This window comes from Streptomyces sp. NPDC029044 (assembly GCF_040637495.1).
Taxonomy (GTDB): Bacteria; Actinomycetota; Actinomycetes; order Streptomycetales; family Streptomycetaceae; genus Streptomyces.
Genome location: NZ_JBEZWN010000014.1, coordinates 1 through 20,273, shown reverse-complemented (window position 1 = coordinate 20,273; position 20,273 = coordinate 1). Strand labels below are relative to the sequence as shown.

Here is a 20,273-nt window from a genome sequence, read left to right as displayed (position 1 = left end):
GATGATGCCCCGCCAAGTGTCAGTGCGGGCGGGTTTACTGGACCCATGAACATCGCACAGCACATCGCCCTCATCGACGAGCTGTGCTACCGCCCCTTTCCGGCGGAGCACGGCCCGTCGGACGTCGGCTTCTCGGGACCGGGGCACCACGTCGCGGTGTTAGAGGCCGCGACGGACACCGACCCGGCGGCCCGGGCGGTGACGATCGACCAGTACGAGAAGGACCGCGACGCGCTCTACGAGCTCCTCGCCTCCCGCTGGGGCGACACGGACCCCTACAACCTTCAGACCGTCCTGCTGCGCACCGGGCGCGAGGAGATACCCCGGCCGTGGGCCGAGTTGAGCGCGTGCGCGGGCGTCGCCCACCTGTGGGAGGTGGAGGGCACGGGCCGCTGGGTCGCCGTGGCGGTCGCGGACCGGGACGCCTCGCGGGAGGTCCGGCTGCTGGCCCTGGTCACGGAGACGGACCCGCCGTAGCGGATCAGTCCCCGGCGGCCTCCCGCAGCCGCCCGAACTCCTCCGCCATGGTGTCGACCGTCCAGTGCGCGTTCAGCCCGCTCGGATTGGGCAGCACCCACACGCGCGTGTCCCCGATCGTCCGCGACTGCGGCCCCACCCGCGCCGTGCGGTCGTCGAACGCGACCCGGTACGCGGTCACCCCCACGACGGCCAGCCAGCGCGGCCGCAGCCGCTCCACCTTCGCCGCGAGCAGCCGCCCGCCCTCCCGGTACTCCTCGGCGCTCAGCTCGTCGGCCCGCGCGGAGGCCCGTGCCACGACGTTGGTGATGCCGAGCCCGTACGACAGCAACTCCTGCTGCTCGGACGGCTTCAGCAGCCGCGGGGTGAACCCGGACCGGTGCAGCACCGGCCAGAAGCGGTTGCCCGGGCGGGCGAAGTGGTGGCCCGTCGCGGCCGTCATCAGACCGGGGTTGATGCCGCAGAACAGGACGTGCAGACCCTCCGCGACCACGTCGGGCACGACGCGGTCGCGGGCGGCCTCCAGTTCCTCGGGCGTGAAACGCGCCATTACGAGCGGCGTGTCAGAGGATCGCCCCGGGCGTGTAGCCCGCGGCCTGGGGGTTCTGCTTGACGATCTCCTCGACCCGGGCGACGACGGTGGCGACCTGGTCGCCCGCGGCGCCGGTGAAGGACAGCTTGTCGGCCATCAGCGCGTCCAGCTCGGCACGGCCCAGCGGGATCCGTGCGTCGGCGGCCAGCTTGTCGAGCAGTTCGTTGCGCTCGGCGCCCTGCTCGCGCATGGCGAGCGCGGAAGCGACGGCGTTCTCCTTGATCGCCTCGTGTGCGAGCTCCCGGCCCACGCCCGCGCGCACGGCGCCCATCAGCACCTTCGTGGTGGCGAGGAACGGCAGGTAGCGGTCCAGCTCGCGGGCGACGACCGCCGGGAACGCCCCGAACTCGTCGAGCACCGTCAGGAACGTCTCCAGCAGACCGTCCAGCGCGAAGAACGCGTCCGGCAGCGCGACCCGGCGCACCACCGAGCAGGACACGTCGCCCTCGTTCCACTGGTCGCCCGCCAGCTCGCCGGTCATCGAGGCGTAGCCGCGCAGGATCACCATCAGGCCGTTGACGCGCTCGCAGGAGCGGGTGTTCATCTTGTGCGGCATCGCGGAGGAGCCGACCTGGCCGGGCTTGAAGCCCTCGGTGACCAGCTCGTGCCCGGCCATCAGCCGGATCGTCTTGGCCAGCGACGACGGAGCCGCCGCCAGCTGCACCAGCGCGGTGACGACCTCGTAGTCCAGCGAGCGCGGGTAGACCTGGCCGACCGAGGTGAACGCCTGCGAGAAGCCGAGGTGTCCGGCGATCCGCTGCTCCAGGTCCGCGAGCTTCCCGGCGTCCCCGCCCAGCAGGTCCAGCATGTCCTGCGCGGTGCCGACCGGGCCCTTGATCCCGCGCAGCGGGTAGCGGCTCAGCAGCTCCTCGATGCGGCCGTGGGCGACGAGCAGCTCGTCGGTGGCGGTGGCGAAGCGCTTGCCGAGGGTGGTGGCCTGCGCGGCGACGTTGTGCGAGCGGCCGGCCATGACCAGCTCGCCGTACTCGCCGGCGAGCTTGCCGAGCCGGGCCAGGACGGCGACCGTGCGGTCGCGCATCAGCTCCAGCGAGAGGCGGATCTGGAGCTGCTCGACGTTCTCGGTGAGGTCGCGGGAGGTCATGCCCTTGTGCACGTGCTCGTGCCCGGCGAGGTCGTTGAACTCCTCGATCCGCGCCTTCACGTCGTGCCGCGTGACCTTCTCGCGCTCGGCGATGGAGGCCAGGTCGACGGTGTCGAGGACGCGCTCGTAGTCGGCGAGCGCCGCGTCCGGCACCTCGATCCCGAGGTCCTTCTGAGCCCGCAGCACGGCGAGCCAGAGCTGCCGCTCCAGCTTCACCTTCTGCTCGGGCGACCAGAGCGTGGCGAGCTCGGCGGAGGCGTAGCGTCCGGCGAGGACGTTCGGAATGCGGGGCTTGGCGGGAGCGGAAGTCACGTGACCGGATTCTACTGGCGATTCGTGCAGGCCAGCGCCGCGGGTGTCTTTGTCGGAACCTACGACGGTGTGACCGGCGCGTCCAACCTGGGCCAGGGCCTGTCGTCTGGATCAGGTCGCGGGGCTCGACCGTGCCTCTCGACGCCGCAGATGCGCGTGCCAGGCCCCGCGTCCGCGACCTGATCCAAACGACAGGCCTTACGTCAGGTCTTCGTAGGGCGCCAGCTCCGGCCGCTTGGGGGGCCGTCCGTCGCCGGAGGAGCGGCCCGTCAGGCGGCGGCCTATCCACGGGAGCAGGTGCTGCCGGGCGAACCGCGCGTCCGTCACGCGCCGCGCCACCCAGCCCGGCGGCAGCGTCGCCGGCATCGGCGTGTGCCACTCGGCGTCCTCCGCGTCGTGGCCCAGCGTCTGCCAGACCGCCTCCGCGACCCGGCGGTGGCCCTCGGCCGTCAGATGCAGCCGGTCCACGTCCCACATCCGCGGGTCGCTCAGGGAGGGTGCGCCGTACAGGTCGACGACGAGCGCGCCGTGCCGGGCGGCCAGCTCGTCGACGCAGGTGAACAGCTCCTCCATGCGCGGCCGGAACCGCGCCTGGACGGGTCCCTGGCGGGCCGGGCTGCGCATCAGGACGAGCTGCCGGCAGGCAGGGGCCAGCTTCTCCACGGCCTCCGTGAGGAGCCCGCGGACCCGGCCCATGTCGCACTTGGGCCGCAGCGTGTCGTTGAGGCCGCCGACCAGGGTGATCACGTCGGCTCCCATGGCCGCCGCGACGTCGACCTGCTCGTCGACGATCTGCTGGATCAGCTTGCCGCGCACCGCGAGGTTGGCGTACCGGAAGCCGGGCGTCCGGGCCGCCATCCGGGCGGCGAGCAGGTCGGCCCAGCCCCGGTAGGTGCCGTCGGGCATCAGGTCCGACATGCCCTCGGTGAAGGAGTCGCCGAGGGCGACCAGGCTGCTGTAGGTGGGGTTCGTCTGCATGGCGACGGAAATGGTATCCCGTGCACATACCCCCCGGTCGGTCGGTCCGGCGAACCCGGTCCTCACGCCCTCTGACCGAACAGCTCCCGCAGCACGTCCTCCATGGTGACGAGCCCGGCCAGCCGCCCGTCCGCCCCGAGGACGGCCGCGAGGTGCGTTCGGCTGCCCCGCATCGCCGTGAGGACGTCGTCCAGCGGGGTGTGCTCCCGCACCCGGGCGATGGGGCGCATGTCCCGCAGGCGGAACGGCGTGTTGCGCCCGGCGGCGTCCAGGGCGTCCTTCACATGCAGGTAACCGACGATCCGCCGTCCCTCGTCCACCACCGGGAAGCGGGAGAACCCGGAATCGGCCGACAGCCGCTCCAGTTCCTCAGGGGTGACGCCCACGCTCGCGTACTCCACGCGTTCCAGCGGCAGCACCACGTCCCGCACCGGACGGCGGCCCAGCTCCAGCGCGTCGCGCAGCCGCTCCTGGGCGCGGTCGTCGATCAGGCCCGCCTCGCTGGAGTCCTTCACGATCTGCGCTATCTCCGCGTCCGAGTAGGAGGCCGCCACCTCCTCCCGCGCCTCCACGCGCAGCAGCTTCAGCAGCGTGTTCGCGAACGCGTTCACCGTGAAGATCACCGGGCGCAGCGCCCGGGACAGCGCCACCAGGGGCGGTCCGAGCGCCAGCGCGCTGCGCACCGGCTCGGCGAGCGCGATGTTCTTCGGCACCATCTCGCCGAGCAGCATGTGCAGATACGTCGCGAGGGACAGCGCGATCACGAAGGACACCGCGTGGCCCGCGCCCTCGGGCACGCCCATCGCATGGAACGCCGGCTCCAGCAGATGCGCGATCGCCGGCTCGGCCACCACGCCGAGCACCAGTGTGCACAGTGTGATGCCGAGCTGCGCGGCCGCCATCAGCGCGGACACGTGCTCCAGGCCCCACAGCACGCTCTTCGCGCGCCGGTCACCCTGGTCGGCGTACGGCTCGATCTGGCTGCGGCGCACCGAGATCAGCGCGAACTCGGCGCCGACGAAGAAGGCGTTGACGAAGAGCGTCGCCAGTCCGATCAGCAGCTGGACGGCGGTCACAGCTCCACCCCCTTCTCGTCGGGCTTGTGGTCGTCGAGCGGGGCGCGCAGCCGGACGCGGGCGGCCCGGCGCCCCGTGGCGTCCAGGACCTCCAGGTGCCAGCCGGCGACCTCGAGGGTGTCACCGACGGCCGGTATCCGCCCGAGCACCGTCGCCACCAGCCCGGCGAGCGTCTCGTAGGGCCCCTCCGGCGCGCGCAGCCCGATCCGTTCGAGGTGGTCCACGCGCGCGGAGCCGTCGGCCGAGTACAGGGGGTGCCCGCTCTCGTCGGTGCCGGCCGCGGCCAGGTCGGGGGTCTCGTGCGGGTCGTGCTCGTCGCGGACCTCGCCGACGACCTCCTCGACGATGTCCTCCAGCGTGGCGACGCCCGCCGTGCCGCCGTACTCGTCGATCACGACCGCCATCGTGCGCTTGCCGGAGAGCCGGTCCAGGAGCCGGTCGACGGTGAGCGTCTCGGGAACCAGCAGCGGCTCCCGCATCAGCTCGGAGACGTAGATCCGGGTCCGCCGCTCGGCCGGCACCGCCAGCACGTCCTTGACGTGGGCCGTTCCGACGACCGAGTCGAGGGTGTCGCGATAGACGGGGAACCGGGACAGGCCGGTCGCCCGCGTCGCGTTCGCGACGTCCTCCAGCGTGGCCTGCACCTCCAGCGCGACGACCTGCACCCGGGGCGTCATCACGTTCTCCGCGGTCAGATCGGCGAGGTTCAGCGTGCGCACGAACAGCTCGGCGGTGTCGGGCTCCAGGGCGCCCTCCTTCGCGGAGTGCCGGGCGAGGGCCGCCAGCTCCTGCGGCCCGCGCGCCGAGGCGAGCTCCTCGGCGGGCTCCACCCCGATCCGCCGCACGACCCGGTTCGCCGTGTTGTTGAGGTGCGTGATGAACGGCCGGAACGCGGCACTGAACCCGCGCTGGGCGTTGCCCACGGTCTTGGCGACGGTCAGCGGCGAGGAGATCGCCCAGTTCTTGGGCACCAGCTCGCCGACGACCATCAGGAACACCGTGGACAAAGCGGTGCCGATCACCAGCGCGATGCTGTGCGACGCCGAGGCCGAGACACCGAGGCCTTCCAGGGGCCCGGCGATCAGGGCGGCGATCGACGGCTCGGCGAGCATGCCGACCACCAGGTTCGTGACGGTGATCCCGAGCTGCGCGCCGGAGAGCTGGAACGTCAGACTCCGTACGGCCTTCAGCGCCCCCTGCGCACCGCGCTCGCCGCGCTCGACGGCCCGCTCCAGCTCGGCGCGCTCGACCGTGGTGAGGGAGAACTCGGCCGCCACGAAGGCGCCGCAGGCGAGCGAGAGCGCGATCGCCGCCAGGAGGAGGAGCACTTCGGTCATCGGTTCACCCCCCTTCCATGGTTGTCCAGGACGGGGCGGGACGCGCGGTGTCGCGCACGGGGAGGCTCGCCCATGGGCGGAGGCTCACAACCTTTCATGCAGGACCGAGTGGCCCATCAAGAGTAAAGGATGGGCAAAGTCCGCCTGTGTTGTGATCACGGCACAGCGGCCATGACTACTCGGTGAGCGGCTTCACCCAGCGTCGCCACTGCTCCTCTGCCCCGTATCCGGCCGCATCCCACGTCCGGTGCGCGGTTTCGTTGCGCGTGAGCACCATCGCGTCCGCGCGGCGTCCGCCGAGCCGTACGAACCGCTCCTCGGCGGCGGCGAGCAGTGCGGTCGCGATGCCCCGGCGGCGGTGATCCGGGTGCACGGCGAGCCGGTACAGATGGCAGCGCCAGCCGTCGAACCCGGCGATCACCGTGCCGGCCAGTTCGCCGCGCCGCTCCGCCAGGATCAGCGCCTCGGGGTCACGTGCGACGAGCCGCTCCACACCGGTGCGGTCGTCACTGATGCTCGTGCCCTCGGCGGCCACCTTCCAGAAGGCCAGCACGGCGTCGAGGTCCCCGGGCGTCGCGGCCCGGATGTGCAAGTCGGTCATCGCATGATCACAGCACGCGCAGCGGCCCACGTCAGACCGTTTCACCATGCGGACCTCACTCGTGCGCGATGGCCGCCAGGACGTTCATGCGCGACGCGCGCAACGCCGGCAGCAGCGCCGCCACGACCCCGACCACCGCCGAGCCGACCACCACCAGCACGATCGTCAGCCACGGGATCGCCAGCGCCGTCATGCCCTGGAGCGCCAGCACCTGCTGCGTGCACACACCCCACACCAGCCCCAGCACCAGCCCCAGGACCGCGCCGAACACCGCGATGACCACCGACTCCAGCCGGATCATCCGCCGCAGCTGCCGCCGGGCCAGCCCGATCGCCCGCAACAGGCCGATCTCCCGGGTGCGTTCGACGACCGACAGCGCGAGGGTGTTGACCACGCCGAGCACGGCGATGATGATCGCCAGCCCGAGCAGCGCGTACACGAGGTACAGCAGGACGGCGATCTGGTCCTGGACCAGCTGCTTGTAGTCGGCCAGGTCCCGCACCTGCACCTGCGGGTACGGCTCCAGGGTCTCCTCCAGGTTCGCGCGCAGATCGCCGTCGCGGGTGCCCGGGGCGGCATTGACGTACAGCGCGGAGTCCTGCCCGCCCGGCGCGTACCGCTCCAGGGTGCCCATGCCGAAGAACAGCCCGCCCTGCGTGCCGAACCCCTCGGCGGAGTCCTGGTCGGTGAGCGCTCCGACCGTCAGCTCGGCCGAGCGTCCGGCCGGGAACCGAACGGGGAGGGTGCTGCCGACCCGCACCCCGTGGTCGCGGGCGAAGTCCCGGTCCATGGCCAGCTGCCCGCTCGCGAGTGCGGCCGCGGAGTCCCCTTGCGCGTAGGTGATGTTGGCGACCTCGTCGAGCCGCGGATCGTAGCCCGCGGCCGTGGTCTCCACCCGGTCGCCGTCCGGGAGCCGCACCGCGACGGGCGTGAACCGCCCGCGCACCACCAGGCCCACGCCCTCGGTGGCGCGCACCTTCTCGGTGACCTCCGGCGGGAACGGCTGGAAGTTGGAGTTCTGGATCACGAAGTCGGCGCCCAGCGTCTTGTCGATCTGCCGGTCGAACGACGCGGTCATCGACTCGCTCGCCACCGACATCCCGCCCACCAGGGCGATTCCCACCATCAGGGCGGCGGCGGTGGCCCCGGTACGGCGCGGATTGCGCAGGGCGTTGCGCTGGCTCATCCGTCCGATCGACCCGAAGAGCGCCGGGAAGGCCCCGCCCAGCACCCGGATCACCGGGCGCACCAGCAGCGGCCCGGCGATCACGGTCGCGATCAGGGTGAGGACCACACCGAGCCCCAGCAGGGAGGCCGCCGACGACGTCTGCCGCGATGCCGCGCAGCCCGCGAGCGCCGCCGCGCCGGCCGCCCCGACGACGGCGCCCGCCACCGCGCGCACCCGCAGCGGCCGGCCCACCCCGGCGACCTCGGCGTCCGAGAGCGCGGCCATCGGCGACACGCCCGCGGCCCGCCGCGCCGGGAGGTACGCGGCGATGAAGGTGACGCCGAGCCCGACCACGTAGGCCGCCACCGGTGTCACCCAGCCGATCTCCATCTCGTCGGCGTCGATGTTCATGCCCAGCAGGCCCATCAGCCCGATCAGCCCGGCCGCGAGCCCGATGCCCGCGGCGAGCCCCAGCGTGGAGCCGACCAGCCCGAGCAGCAGGGCCTCGGTGAGCACCGAGTTGCGGACCTGGCGCCGGTCGGCGCCCAGCGCGCGCAGCAGGCCCAGCTCGCGGGTGCGCTGGGCGATGAGCATGGAGAAGGTGTTGACGATCAGGAACACGCCGACCAGCACGGCGATCCCGGCGAAGCCGAGCATCACGTACTTGATCACGTCGAGGAACCCGCCCAGTTGCTCGACGTCCGACTCGGCCTGCTCGCCGGCCGTCCTGAAGTCGTAGGTGTGCGGGCCGAGCGCGTCGGCCACGCGCTGTTTGAGCAGGTCGTCGCCGACGCCCTCCGCCGCGTCGACCGCGATGGCGGTGGCCGTCCCCGGCCGGCCCAGCAGCTTCGTCTGCGCGGTGGGTGTGTCGAAGTAGATCAGCGCCGAGCCGGGGTTCGTGGTCGTGAAGGTGACGATGCCGACCACCCGTACCTGGAACGACCCGGGAGGCGCGATGACCGTGAGGGTGTCACCGATGCGCACGTTCTTGCGGCCGGCGGTCTCGGAGTCGAGCAGTGCCTCGGCGGGACCGCGCGGTGCGTGGCCCGAGGTCAGTTTCACGGGGCTGCGCTCGTTCGGGTTCCAGGCGTTGCCGAGCGTCGGCGCCCCGGTGGTCGGGCCGACCGGCTCGTTGGCCTCGTCGACGACGGTGAGGCCGTTCACCTCCACGTCGGCGCGGGCCGCCGCGACGCCGTCGATCTGCCGTACGCGCTCGGCGAGCGCGGCCGGCAGGGTGGCCGTCCGTCCGGAGGGCACCGCCTCGTCGAGATCCTCCTTCGGGCTGACCGTGACATCGGCCGCGGTGGAGGCGAACAGCCGGTCGAAGGTGCGGCTGACGGTGTCCGAGAAGATCAGGCTCCCCGTGACGAACGCGACGGACAGCAGGACGGCGAGCGCGGAGAGCAGCAGCCGCCCCTTGTGCGCCAGGAAGCTCCGCAGGGTCGCCTTGAGCACGGGCTCAGCTCTCCTCGGAGGAGGCCGGGGCGCCGGCGTCCTCGTAGCGGGTGCGGATCACGTCGAACCTCTTCATCCGCTCCAGTACCGCCTCCGCCGAGGGGCGCCGCATCTCGTCGACGATCCGGCCGTCCCCGAGGAAGAGCACCAGGTCCGAGTGGGCGGCCGCCCCCGGGTCGTGGGTGACCATGACGACGGTCTGCCCGAGCTGGTCCACCGCCTCGCGCAGGAAGCCGAGCACCTCCAGGCCTGCGCGCGAGTCGAGGTTGCCGGTCGGCTCGTCCGCGAAGATCAGCTCGGGCCGGAAGGCCAGCGCCCGCGCGCAGGCCACACGTTGCTGCTGCCCGCCGGAGAGCTGCGAGGGCCGGTGCCCGAGCCGGTCCCGCAGGCCCAGGGTGTCGATCACCCGGCTCAGCCACGCCTCGTCGGGTTTCCGGCCCGCGATGTCCATGGGCAGGGTGATGTTCTCCCGGGCGTCGAGGGTCGGGATGAGATTGAACGACTGGAACATGAACCCGATCCGGTCGCGGCGCAGCCGCGTCAGCTCGCGCTCCCGCAGCCCCGTGATCTCCGTGTCGCCGAGCCACACCTGACCGGCCGAGACGGTGTCCAGCCCGGCCAGACAGTGCATCAGCGTGGACTTCCCGGAACCCGAGGGGCCCATCACGGCGGTGAACCGGCCCCGGACGACGTCCACGTCCACCGAGTCGAGCGCGAGCACGGCCGTCTCGCCCGAGCCGTACGCCTTGGTCAGACCGCGGGCCCGGGCCGCGATCCCGTCGGCCGGCGCGAGGCCGGGAGCGTGCTCCGCAGCGGGTGTGGACAAGGCCGCCTCCTGTCGGGTGGACGTCAGGATTTCCTGGCTCTGACCGAGGGTAATGTGACCCGGCCCACACTCGGTATCCTCCGTGGGTCGGACTCACCCTTGCCGGTATCGGCACCCGGGCTGGCTGCTGATGCTCGCCGAGCAGAAGCCCCCCGTGGACCCCCAGGTCGCCGACGGGGGAGCCCTCGTCGCAGCCGTCGCCCGCCACCAGACCGCCGTGTTCGACGTCCCCGTCCGCGACAGCCCGTACGCCCGCGCAGCCGCCCTGCTCCAGATCCTGCTGCACGTTCCCGCGCTGGACGCTCCGACGCCCTGTTCGCCTCCGCCGTCGCCTACGCGTGCCTCGTCGCCGACGGTGTCAAGGCCGGCACCTCGTCCGAGCAGGTCGGCGCCTCGTCCGAGCAGGTCCGCGACCTCGCCCGGCCGGTCAAGAGCGGCGAGGCGTCCGTCCGGGACGTCGAGCGGGAACTGCGCCGGTGGAGCCTGTCACTCACCCCTCCACAGGGCGCCACGCCGTGCCGAGCACGCAGTACGAGGTGGGCAGCGTCGGCCCCTGTTCGGGCATGAGCACCCGCCGGTAGGGGCCGAGTTCGAACCCGGCGTCCCGCAGCGCCCTGACCGGCTCCCGCGCCACATGGCAGCCCCCGCTCAGCACCGGCCACACCGTCCGGTCCAGCGCGTGCTGCGTGAAGCACATCGCACGGCCGCCGCCCCGGCCGTGCTCGAAGAACCGCACCTCGCCGCCCGGCCTCAGCACCCGCCGCAGTTCCCCGAGCGCCCGGGGCACGTCCCGCACACTGCACAGCACCAGCGACACCACCGCCGCGTCGAAGCCCTCGCTCTTGACCGGCAGCGCCTCGGCCGCACCCGGCACGACGTCCACCGGCACCTCGGCGCGCAGCGCGGCCTCCACGGCCAGATGCCGCAGCCGCCGCTCGGGTTCGATGGCGACGACCTCCGCGACGGTGCCCGGGTAGTGCGCGAAGTTCAGCCCGTTGCCCGCGCCGATCTCGATCACCCGCCCGGACAGCCCGCCGAGGAGTCTCCCGCGGATCCGGCCCACGCCCATCCGGGTCTCGGCGGCCACACTGGCCCGGGCGTAGCAGCGGGCGAACAACGGATGGTGCACGGCGTCCCGGGGAACCCTGCCGGAGCGGAGTGGCATCGATAACCTCCTTGCGAGGCCGGCCTCACCCCGATTCTCCCCGCGCCGGGCCCCGCGCACCCCTGCCGTCTACCGCAGGAGTACGCGGCCCAGCACCGGAAGGTGGTCGCTGCCGGTCGCCCCCAGTGCCGACACCTCCGCCACCTCGGCACCTCGCCCCAGCACCTGGTCGATCCTCGCCACCGGCAGGCCGGCCGGCCAGCTGAACGCGAACCCCGTGGGCGGAGCGTGCAGCCGGGAGGTGAGCGGGGCGAGACCGCGGTCCAGCACCGTGCCGTTGAGGTCGCCCACCACCAGCAGCCGGCCGGCCGGGTCGGCGCCGATCCGGTCCCCGAGCAGGGCCGCGCTCTCGTCACGGGCCGCCGAGGCGAGCCCCGCCGGGCCCAGGCGCACCGACGGCAGATGGACCACGTACACCGCGACCTTGCCGCCGGGTGCGGACACCGTGGCCCGCAGAGCCCGCCGCCAGCCCTCCGGGAAGCCTTCGGGCCGGATGTCCACGGGCCGCACGTCCGACAGCGGATACGCCGACCAGAGCCCGACCGTGCCGTGAACGGCCCGATGCGGGTGGGAGGCGCCCAGGACGTCCTCGTACACGGGCCGTGCCGTGGGCGTGAGCTCCTGCACGGCCACCAGCCCCGCACGGCTCGCACGCAGGGCCCGGGCGGTGCCGGAGGGATCGGTGTTGTCGTCGGCCACGTTGTGCTGGACGACCGTCAGGTCGGACGGGCCGCCGGCCGAGGACCACCACATCCCGCCGAACATCCAGAGCCACACGGCCAGGGGCGCCAGGCAGGCGAGCAGCCCCGCTCGCGACCGCCCGAGCAGGGCGAGGCAGCCGATTACGGGCACGGCCGCCCCCAGCCACGGCAGGAACGTCTCCAACAGGCTCCCCAGCCGCCCGACCCGGTTGGGCACGGCGGAGTGCAGGGCGAGCAGAGCGGCGACCCCGAGGGCGCCGGCCACCAGCCAGGGGCCCCACGACGACCTGCCGTGGCCGGTCACGCTAGGCGAGTTCCGCCGCCAGCAGCGCGGCCGTCCGGGCCACCAGCGGGTTGTCGCCCTCGGCGTCCTCCTCCGGCTGCGTGGTCAGCACCGACATCACGATCGGCGGGCCGTCCGGCGGCCAGGTGATGCCCACGTCGTTGTTGCTGCCGTACCGCCCGCCCCCCGTCTTGTCGGCGAGCAGCCAGTCGGCCGGCAGTCCCTTGCGGAACCTCTCCAGGCTCGTGGTGTTGCGCAGCAGCCAGTCCGTGAGCCGGGCCCTGTCCCGTGGTTCAAGCGCGTCGCCGAGCACCAGCCGGGCGTAGGTCAGGCCGATGGCGCGTGGGGAGGTCGTGTCGGTGACGCGCCACGGCTCGCTTGAGTTGAGCTTGGGCTCCCAGCGGTCGAGCCGGGTGACGCGGTCACCGGTCGAGCGGGCGAAGCGGGTGATCGCGGTCGGTCCGCCCAGCTCCCTCAGCAGCAGGTTGCCCGCGGTGTTGTCGCTGAAGCGGATGGTGGCGTCGCACAGCTCCTCCACCGTCATGCCGGTCGCCACGTGCTTCTCGGTGACGGGGGAGAATTCCGACGCCTTGACGTATGCCTCGGTGTAGTGGATGCGCCGGGCCAGGAACTCGCCGTCGCGGTCGAGGTCGCGCAGCACCGCCGCGGCCGCGAGGGTCTTGAACACCGAGGCCATCGGGAAGCGCTCGTCGGCCCGGTAGGCCACCGTCCGGCCGGTGCGCATGTTGCGGGCGTACACACCCAGCCGGGCGGTGTGCTCCTGCTCCAGTTCCCGCAGTCGCGCGGTGACACCGGCGGTGCCGGTCGACGCCCGGGCCGTGCCACCGCCCAGTGAGAGGGCGGCGGCCGTGCCGAGCGCGAGAGCCGTGCGGCGGGACGGGCGTAATCCGTTCGCGTGCAAGGTGGTCCCTTCGGAGGCGATCATGTACATGGTTCAACACGCGATCGCGTCCGCGCCGGTTCCACCGCCCTCCCCACGGGACCCTCAGAACGCCCCGGGCGCCTCCCGCACCCGGAACGCCTCCGCGTCCCACGAGCCGTCCAGACGCGGTGCCAGCCAGTGCGGCGCGGCCGCCCGGAAGCCGGCCGGGTCCAGGGCGCCCGACCCGGCCGGGACCGCGCCCAGCAGCGGGGCCCCGGCCACGTCCGGCAGGTCCGCCAGATTGCAGCGGGCGGCGAGATCCGGGGTCGCGGGCCAGCTCCCGATCACGATCCCGGCCAGGTCCAGCCCCCGGGAGCGCAGTTCACGCGCCGTCAGCTCCGTCGTGTTCAGGGTGCCGAGCCCCGCGGGGGCCACGACCAGCACCGGCGCCGACAGCAGCCGTGCCGCGTCCGCGAGGGTGCCGCCGGCCGCGTCGAACCGGACGAGCAGCCCGCCGGCTCCTTCGACCAGCACCAGGTCGTGCTCGGTGGCCAGCTTCGCGGCGGCCTCCGCGACCTCGTGCGGATGGACCGGGGTCCGCCCCGCCCGGCGCGCTGCCGTGGCCGGCGCCAACGGCTCGGGATACCGGGCCAGTTCCGCAGACGTCACCGGGCCCGCGAGGCGCGCCACCTCGGCGGCGTCCCCGGGCTCGTCGGGCCCCACACCCGTCTGCGCGGCCTTCAGCACGGCCACCGAACGGCCGGCGGCCAGCGCCGTCGCGGCGACGGCGGCGGTCAGGACCGTCTTGCCGACCTCCGTGCCCGTGCCCGTGATCACCAGTACCGGCATGTCATCCCTCCCGCGCCGCCGCGCACACGGCCCGCGCGATCCGCGCCAGGTCCGCCTCGCCCGTGACGTACGGCGGCATGGTGTAGATCAGGTCGCGGAACGGCCGCAGCCACACGCCCTCGCGCACGGCCGCCGCCGTCGCCGCCGCCATGTCCACGGCGTGGTCCAGCTGCACCACCCCGATGGCGCCGAGCACCCGCACGTCCTTCACCCCCGGCAGCTCCGACGCCGCCGAGAGCCCGGCCCGCAGGCCCGTCTCGATCCGCTCGACCTCCGCGAGCCAGTCCTGCCCGCGCAACAGCTCGATCGAGGCGCAGGCCACCGCCGCCGCCAGCGGATTGCCCATGAACGTCGGGCCGTGGGCGAGCACCGGCACCTCGCCGCGCGAGATGCCGTCGGCCACCCGCGTGGTGCACAGCGTTGCCGCCATGGTCATGTAGCCGCCGGTCAGCGCCTTGCCCACGCACATCACGTCCGGCGTCACGGCGGCGTGCTCCGCGGCGAACATCGCGCCCGTACGGCCGAATCCGGTCGCGATCTCGTCGAACACCAACAGCACGTCATGCGCGTCGCACGCCTCGCGCAGCACCCGCAGATAGGCGGGGGAGTGGAACCGCATTCCGCCCGCGCCCTGCACCACCGGCTCGACGATCACCGCCGCCAGTTCGCCCGCGTGCCGCTCGATCAGCGACCGCAACTGCTCTGCGTACGCCTCGTCGTACTCCGCCGGGGGCGGGCCGGCGAACACCTGACGCTGGAGCACCCCGGTCCACAGCTCGTGCATCCCGCCCTCGGGATCGCACACCGACATGGGCTGCCAGGTGTCGCCGTGGTAGCCGCCGCGCCAGGTCAGCAGCCGCTGCTTGCCGGGGCGGCCCAGCGAACGCCAGTACTGGAGGCACATCTTGACCGCGACCTCGACCGACACCGACCCCGAGTCGGCGAGGAAGACGTGCTCCAGGCCCTCGGGCGACATGTCGACAAGGAGCTTCGCCAGCCGTACGGCGGGCTCGTGGGTGAGCCCGCCGAACATCACATGGCTCATCCGCCCGAGCTGCTCGCGGGCGGCCTCGTTGAGCACCGGGTGGTTGTAGCCGTGGATCGCCGACCACCAGGACGACATCCCGTCGACCAGCTCTCCCGAGCCGTCGGCGAGCCGCAGCCGCACCCCGCTCGCCGACTCCACGACGAGCGGTTCCTGCCGCCCGGGCATCGGTCCGTACGGATGCCACACGTGCCGCCGGTCGAGCTCCAGCAGCTCGGCCACGGCCGGCTCAGGCATTGGGAGCGAGGTCCGTCCCGGCGCCCCGGCGGCGCACGGCGACCAGGTCGGTCCGTGCTTCGTCGGCCCGGGGAGGAGCCGCCGTCCCGGCGGAACCACAGACCCCGCCGCCGCTCTCCTGCGAGCCGCACCCGCCGCCCTCGCCGCAGCCCCCGGACGCCCGGTGCTCCGGCAGCGTCACCTGGTCGGTGCCCTCCACCTCGAACCCGGCGTCCGCGATCATCTCCAGGTCGGCCTTGCCGGCCTGGCCTTCGCTGGTGAGGTAGTCGCCGAGGAAGATCGAGTTGGCCAGGTGCAGGGCGAGCGGCTGCATCGTGCGCAGATGGACCTCGCGCCCGCCGGCGATCCGCACCTCGACGTCCGGGCAGACGAACCGCGTCATCGCGAGGATCCTGAGGCACCGCTGAGGGGTCAGGTTCCACTCCTTGCCGAGCGGAGTGCCCTCGAACGGGATCAGGAAGTTGACCGGAACCGAGTCCGGGTCCAGCTCACGCAGCGAGAAGACGACGTCGACCAGGTCCTCGTCGGTCTCGCCCATACCGGCGATCAGCCCGGAGCAGGCGGACAGACCGGCCGCGTGCGCCTTCTGCACGGTGTCGACGCGGTCCTCGTAGGTGTGCGTGGTGGTGATCTCCCCGTACGTCGCCTCGGACGTGTTGAGGTTGTGGTTGTAGGCGTCGGCGCCGGCCTCGCGCAGCCGCTCCGCCTGGCCCTCGGAGAGGAGTCCGAGGCAGGCGCACACCTCGACGCCCTCGTTGTTGTCCTTGATCGCCTTGATCGTCTCGGAGACCCGGTCCACGTCCCGGTCGGTCGGGCCGCGTCCGCTGGCCACCAGGCACACCCGCTTGGCCCCTCCGGCCACACCGGCCGCCGCCGCGTCGGACGCCTGGCCGGGCTTCAGCCAGGTGTACTTCAGGATCCCGGCCGTCGAGCCGAGCCGCTGCGAACAGTACGAGCAGTCCTCGGGGCACAGGCCGGACTTGAGATTGACCAGATAGTTCAGTTTCACCCGCCGGCCGAACCAGTGCCGGCGCACCTTTCCGGCCGCGGCCACCACATCGAGCAGGTCGTCGTCGGACGTCGCGAGGACGGCCAGTGCCTCTTCGCGGGTCGGCAGCTCGCGCCGAAGCCCCTTGTCCACCAGCGTGTTCAGCAGGTCCATGGAAGCCGATCCTGTCCTAAGGAGGCGTCCGGGGCCAAGGAGACTTCGCACAAGAGAGTCGCTTCGAGGTGTGGGTATTGCCACACACTGACCTGCTGGTCGTCCCGCTAGTGTCTGTGCACTGCCTACAAATTCCCCGGAGGACCACCCATGGCGTTCGGCTGGATCGACGAGCAGGCGGAGCTGCGCGCCCGCGCCGGACTCGTACGGACTCTGCGCCCCCGTCCGGCCGACTCCCCGCTCCTCGACCTGGCGAGCAACGACTACCTCGGGCTGGCCCGCCATCCCGAGATCACCGAGGGCGCGGCCCGGGCCGCGCGGACCTGGGGCGGCGGCTCGACGGGCTCCCGGCTCGTCACCGGCACCACCGAACTGCACAGCGAACTCGAACGGGAACTGGCCGGTTTCTGCGGCTTCGAGGCGGCCCTCGTCTTCTCCTCCGGCTACGCCGCCAACCTCGCCGCGGTCACCGCGCTGGCCCCGCACGGCTCCCTGATCGTCTCCGACGCGGGCAACCACGCCTCGCTCATCGACGGCTGCCGACTGGCCCGCGGCACCACCCAGGTGGTGGAGCACGCCGAGCCGGACGCCGTGCGCAAGGCGCTGGCCGGCCACCAGGGCACGGCGATCACGGTCTCCGACACGGTCTTCTCGGTGGACGGCGACGCGGCCCCCCTCACCGCCCTGGCCGAGGCCTGCCGGGAGCACGGCGCCGGGCTGGTCGTCGACGACGCTCACGGCCTGGGCGTTCTCGGCGACGGCGGTCGCGGCGCCCCGCACGCGGCGGGGATCGCGGGCGCCGACGACGTCGTCGCGACGGTCACGCTGTCCAAGTCACTGGGCAGCCAGGGCGGAGCCGTCCTCGGCCCCGCCCGGGTCGTCGACCACCTGGTCAATGCGGCCCGGACGTTCATCTTCGACACGGGCCTCGCCCCGGCGGCGGCGGGGGCGGCCCTGGCGGCCCTCCGGTTGCTTCGCCGCGAACCGGAACGGGCGGCACGGGCCCGCGCGGTGGCGGGCGAACTGCACGCACGCCTGACCGCCGCGGGTCTGGAAGCGGTGCGTCCGGACGCCGCGGTGGTCTCGGTGCGCGCGCCCTCTCCCGAGGACGCCGTGGACTGGGCGGCACGGTGCCGCGCGGCGGGCCTGGCCGTGGGGTGCTTCCGTCCTCCCTCCGTGCCCGACGGCATCTCACGGCTCAGGCTGACCGCCCGCGCAGACCTGACCGGCCGGCAGATCGAACGCGCTGTACGGCTGATCGGCGAGACGCGGCCATGAGTCGGCGTGACACGGCCGTGCGTCGCTCGATGACGGTCTGAACGGACGGGGTTACATGCGCTCCACCCCGGCCGCGAACGCTGCCCAGCTCCCCGGGGAGAAGAGCAGCGCGGGTCCGGACGGGGTCTTGGAGTCGCGTACGGCGAGCAGTCCGGCCCAGGGCGGGGCGTCCGGACACGCGGTCTCGACGCAGTTGTTCGCGCCGGTGCTGTAGCTGCTGCGCAGCCACCGCACGCCGTGCAGTTCGGTGCTTGAGGGGACATGACGAGGCAGTGCACGCATGGTGCCTCCTTACGCGCCGGCGGCTGTCCCGGCGATGAAATCCAACGAGTCCTCGGGCGAAAGGGCGTGGATCTGAAGGGCGTTGAAGGCCTCCGTGTAGGCCTGGAGGTCTTCTTTCCGTTCGAGGTAGAGGCTACTCGTCAAGTGGTCGAGAACAACCACGTCCAGATCAGAAGTGCTCGAAAATGAGAAGATAACGAAAGGTCCCGTGACGCCGATGTGCGCCCCGGCGGCGAACGGCAGGACCTGGAGGCGCACTTGGGGCAGCCGGGCGGCTTCCACCAGCCGCTCCAGCTGGCGGGCCATCACCCCGGGCCCGCCCACCTCCCGGCGCAGTACGGCCTCGTCCAGGACGGCGCTGAGTCTCAGCGGAGGGTCGGCGCGCAGCACGTCCTGCCGGGCCAGCCGCACTTCGACGAGCGTGTCGAGCCGGTCCTCCGGGAGACCCTCCACCGCCGCGCGCGTCACCGCACGCGCGTACTCGGGCGTCTGGAGCAGGCCCGGTACGACCGTGGTCTCCAGCGTGCGCATCGCGCCTGCCTGGGACTCCAGGCTGATGAAGTCCCGGTACGTCGGCGGCAGCACCCCGCGGTAGGCGTGCCACCAGTGGTGCCGGCCGCCGTTGTCGTCGGCACCCGCCAACGCCATCAGCAGTTCGCGGAGTTGGGAGTCCGCCACGTCGTAGGCATCGAGAAGTAACCGCACGTCGGCCGGTTTCACCCCGCTCGTGCCCGTCTCGATCCGGCTGACCTTGGACTGGTGCCAGCCCACCAGCCGGGCCGCCTCACCGCTCGTGAGCCCCGCCGAGGTGCGCAGCGCACGCAGTTCGGCGCCCAGCTTCCGGCGGCGCACCGCGGGACCGTGCTGCATGGCTCCTCCTTACTCCTTCCGAGCCACCCAAATACGGTCTCGCGTCGCAGAGTTCACCGCTTTGAGCGACAGATATATGCATATCTTGGTGGATCGCCGCCCTTCGCGGGGGTTCTGGTGGCACTCTGGCGACGAAGCACCAGTCCGGGACCGTACTCGAACCATCCGCTCCGTGTCGGGCTGTGGTCCCGTTGGGAAAGGGACGACGTCGCCATGGCAGACCATTTGGAAGCATCCGTCACTCTGCCGAGCGATCCAGCCTCGGTCTCCGCAGCGCGTGCCTACGTGGTGGGCACGCTGGCGGAGTGGGGCCTGCCGGCGGACACGGAAGTGTCCGACACCGTCCGGCTCATCATCTCCGAACTCGCCACCAACGCCGTGCAGCACACCTTCGGCCAGTCACCCACGTTCACCGTGGACGTCGAGCTCGACCGCCACGAGCACCTGCGCATCGGTGTCACGGACAGCCATCCGCGCTTCCCCAGACGCCTGCCCGCCGCCGTTCAGCAGGACAACGGCCGCGGCCTGGTCATCATCCGCTGGTTGACCGCGGAATGCGGCGGCAGACTCCGCATCCGCCCCACCCGTGAGGGTGGGAAGACCATCTCGATCGAACTCCCGTGGGCCGTCCCGGCGCAGTCGCTGACGACCGCGGTGCAGCAGGAGCCGTAGCCGCTCCCGGCAGGACCCGGGAGACTTCCCCAGGGATGCCTTCCGCGCATCCCGGCCCGCGCGACCTGCATCCGGGCCACCCTCATGGCTGCGACGCCCGCTCCGAGCCCCAGGACCCGCCGGAGTGCGAGGCCGTCACCGGTGCCGTGCCGACGCCTCCCGGTATGCTGCCGCCCCTCGAAGCCCTGACGGCCGCCTGACGGTGTGCCGCAGCGGCGCGGGGACCTTCAAGGCGTCCCGGTCCGGTTCCTCCTCGGTGGTCTCCCCGGTTCCGTCCGCCTCCTCGCGCAGCCCCGCCCGCCGCACCAGCCGCGGGAGCAGCCCCCACAGCCCGACACAGACCAGGAAGGTCGCGGCGCCCGCGGCGATACCGCCGGCCCGGCCCGTGGTCACGTCGACCACCAGCAGCACGGAACCGCTGAACGCGAACACCAGCACGCACAGGCCGGTGGTGGCCAGACGCGAGGAGACCTGCACGATGCGGGGTTTGGCGCCCTGCTGGAAGAGGGAGCGGTGCAGCGCCGCCGGCGCGGTGAAGAGCGCGGCTGCCAGGACCGCCAGCAGCAGGGTGATGACGTACGTGACGCGCTGGACCGTGTCGAGGTCCTCGAAACGCGAGGTGAAGGCCAGCGACAGCAGGAAGGCGAAGAGGATCTGCACGCCCGTCTGGGTGACGCGGAGTTCCTGGAGCAGCTCCACGAAGTTGCGGTCGGCGCGTTGCAGCGGAGTCTCGTTGCGCGCGGTGCAGGGACGGTGCTCGGCCATGGGGTCACGGGTATCCACGTGAGCCCGTGTCACGCTCCGGCGTGCGGCGGCGCGTCAGGACGACCCTGGACGGACGCCCCACGACCGAGTACGCGCTCGACTCGCTGCGCCAGGGCATCGCAGTCGTCTCGCAGGAGACGTACCTCTTCCACGCCAC

The 20,273-nt window shown here is 72.5% G+C and carries 20 protein-coding genes and 1 pseudogene; 4 read left to right on the top strand and 17 right to left on the bottom strand.

What is annotated here, in order from left to right; all coding sequences use genetic code 11:
• The first annotated feature begins 45 nt into the window (after positions 1 to 45).
• Entirely contained in the window at positions 46 to 477 is a 432-nt protein-coding gene (locus tag AB0E85_RS14755) for a hypothetical protein (protein WP_361926257.1), read from the top strand.
• Between the two features lie 4 nt (positions 478 to 481).
• On the opposite strand, the gene mug is transcribed toward AB0E85_RS14755, so the two are convergent.
• The 8 genes from mug to AB0E85_RS14715 all read right to left on the bottom strand — a co-directional run bounded on the left by mug (position 482) and on the right by AB0E85_RS14715 (position 9,924).
• Positions 482 to 1,027, bottom strand: coding sequence for a G/U mismatch-specific DNA glycosylase (mug, locus tag AB0E85_RS14750; protein ID WP_361926254.1), 546 nt, complete (start codon positions 1,025 to 1,027; stop codon positions 482 to 484).
• Between the two features lie 13 nt (positions 1,028 to 1,040).
• Positions 1,041 to 2,483 carry an adenylosuccinate lyase gene (gene purB / locus AB0E85_RS14745; protein ID WP_361926251.1) on the bottom strand — a complete coding sequence of 481 codons (1,443 nt, stop codon included), beginning with the start codon at positions 2,481 to 2,483 and terminating at the stop codon, positions 1,041 to 1,043.
• A 198-nt stretch (positions 2,484 to 2,681) separates the two neighbouring features.
• Complete coding sequence (locus tag AB0E85_RS14740; protein ID WP_361926248.1) at positions 2,682 to 3,461, bottom strand: SGNH/GDSL hydrolase family protein; 780 nt, start codon at positions 3,459 to 3,461, stop codon at positions 2,682 to 2,684.
• Between the two features lie 62 nt (positions 3,462 to 3,523).
• A complete protein-coding gene (locus tag AB0E85_RS14735; protein ID WP_361926245.1) occupies positions 3,524 to 4,537 on the bottom strand; it encodes a hemolysin family protein in 1,014 nt (337 codons plus the stop codon).
• Complete coding sequence (locus AB0E85_RS14730) at positions 4,534 to 5,874, bottom strand: hemolysin family protein (RefSeq protein WP_361926243.1); 1,341 nt, start codon at positions 5,872 to 5,874, stop codon at positions 4,534 to 4,536. Before AB0E85_RS14730 ends, AB0E85_RS14735 begins: the two co-directional genes overlap by 4 nt.
• Before the next feature lie 175 nt (positions 5,875 to 6,049).
• Complete coding sequence (locus AB0E85_RS14725) at positions 6,050 to 6,475, bottom strand: GNAT family N-acetyltransferase (protein ID WP_361926240.1); 426 nt, start codon at positions 6,473 to 6,475, stop codon at positions 6,050 to 6,052.
• A 55-nt stretch (positions 6,476 to 6,530) separates the two neighbouring features.
• A complete protein-coding gene (locus tag AB0E85_RS14720; RefSeq protein WP_361926237.1) occupies positions 6,531 to 9,098 on the bottom strand; it encodes an FtsX-like permease family protein in 2,568 nt (855 codons plus the stop codon).
• Between the two features lie 4 nt (positions 9,099 to 9,102).
• Entirely contained in the window at positions 9,103 to 9,924 is an 822-nt protein-coding gene (locus AB0E85_RS14715) for an ABC transporter ATP-binding protein (RefSeq protein ID WP_361926234.1), read from the bottom strand.
• 130 nt (positions 9,925 to 10,054) lie between these two features.
• On the opposite strand from AB0E85_RS14715, the pseudogene AB0E85_RS14710 reads away from it, so the two are divergent.
• Positions 10,055 to 10,410: pseudogene (locus tag AB0E85_RS14710) on the top strand (fic family toxin-antitoxin system, toxin component); the annotation flags it as partial.
• Between the two features lie 4 nt (positions 10,411 to 10,414).
• Here AB0E85_RS14710 and AB0E85_RS14705 read toward each other — a convergent pair.
• The 6 genes from AB0E85_RS14705 to bioB form a co-directional block, all read right to left on the bottom strand.
• A complete protein-coding gene (locus AB0E85_RS14705) occupies positions 10,415 to 11,089 on the bottom strand; it encodes a class I SAM-dependent methyltransferase (RefSeq protein ID WP_361926230.1) in 675 nt (224 codons plus the stop codon).
• 69 nt (positions 11,090 to 11,158) lie between these two features.
• Positions 11,159 to 12,094 carry an endonuclease/exonuclease/phosphatase family protein gene (locus tag AB0E85_RS14700; protein WP_361926227.1) on the bottom strand — a complete coding sequence of 312 codons (936 nt, stop codon included), beginning with the start codon at positions 12,092 to 12,094 and terminating at the stop codon, positions 11,159 to 11,161.
• 1 nt (position 12,095) lies between these two features.
• Positions 12,096 to 13,019 carry a class A beta-lactamase gene (bla, locus tag AB0E85_RS14695; RefSeq protein WP_361926224.1) on the bottom strand — a complete coding sequence of 308 codons (924 nt, stop codon included), beginning with the start codon at positions 13,017 to 13,019 and terminating at the stop codon, positions 12,096 to 12,098.
• 60 nt (positions 13,020 to 13,079) lie between these two features.
• Positions 13,080 to 13,805 carry a dethiobiotin synthase gene (gene bioD / locus AB0E85_RS14690; protein WP_361926221.1) on the bottom strand — a complete coding sequence of 242 codons (726 nt, stop codon included), beginning with the start codon at positions 13,803 to 13,805 and terminating at the stop codon, positions 13,080 to 13,082.
• Between the two features lies 1 nt (position 13,806).
• A complete protein-coding gene (locus tag AB0E85_RS14685; RefSeq protein ID WP_361926218.1) occupies positions 13,807 to 15,087 on the bottom strand; it encodes an adenosylmethionine--8-amino-7-oxononanoate transaminase in 1,281 nt (426 codons plus the stop codon).
• Positions 15,080 to 16,249, bottom strand: a complete 1,170-nt coding sequence (gene bioB, locus AB0E85_RS14680; protein WP_361926215.1) for a biotin synthase BioB — start codon at positions 16,247 to 16,249, stop codon at positions 15,080 to 15,082. The genes AB0E85_RS14685 and bioB overlap by 8 nt, the downstream gene beginning before the upstream one ends.
• A gap of 150 nt (positions 16,250 to 16,399) precedes the next feature.
• Between bioB and AB0E85_RS14675 the strand changes: the two genes are divergently transcribed.
• Entirely contained in the window at positions 16,400 to 17,527 is a 1,128-nt protein-coding gene (locus AB0E85_RS14675) for an 8-amino-7-oxononanoate synthase (protein ID WP_361926212.1), read from the top strand.
• A 51-nt stretch (positions 17,528 to 17,578) separates the two neighbouring features.
• On the opposite strand, the gene AB0E85_RS14670 is transcribed toward AB0E85_RS14675, so the two are convergent.
• A complete protein-coding gene (locus AB0E85_RS14670; protein WP_361926209.1) occupies positions 17,579 to 17,809 on the bottom strand; it encodes a DUF397 domain-containing protein in 231 nt (76 codons plus the stop codon).
• Between the two features lie 9 nt (positions 17,810 to 17,818).
• On the bottom strand, positions 17,819 to 18,679 hold the full coding sequence (locus AB0E85_RS14665) for a helix-turn-helix transcriptional regulator (RefSeq protein WP_361926207.1): 861 nt from the start codon (positions 18,677 to 18,679) through the stop codon (positions 17,819 to 17,821).
• 213 nt (positions 18,680 to 18,892) lie between these two features.
• Between AB0E85_RS14665 and AB0E85_RS14660 the strand changes: the two genes are divergently transcribed.
• Positions 18,893 to 19,351: an ATP-binding protein gene (locus AB0E85_RS14660; RefSeq protein WP_361926204.1), complete on the top strand. Its 459-nt coding sequence runs from the start codon at positions 18,893 to 18,895 to the stop codon at positions 19,349 to 19,351.
• A 135-nt stretch (positions 19,352 to 19,486) separates the two neighbouring features.
• Here AB0E85_RS14660 and AB0E85_RS14655 read toward each other — a convergent pair whose 3' ends face one another.
• On the bottom strand, positions 19,487 to 20,116 hold the full coding sequence (locus AB0E85_RS14655) for a DUF6328 family protein (RefSeq protein WP_361926201.1): 630 nt from the start codon (positions 20,114 to 20,116) through the stop codon (positions 19,487 to 19,489).
• Positions 20,117 to 20,273 lie beyond the last annotated feature (157 nt).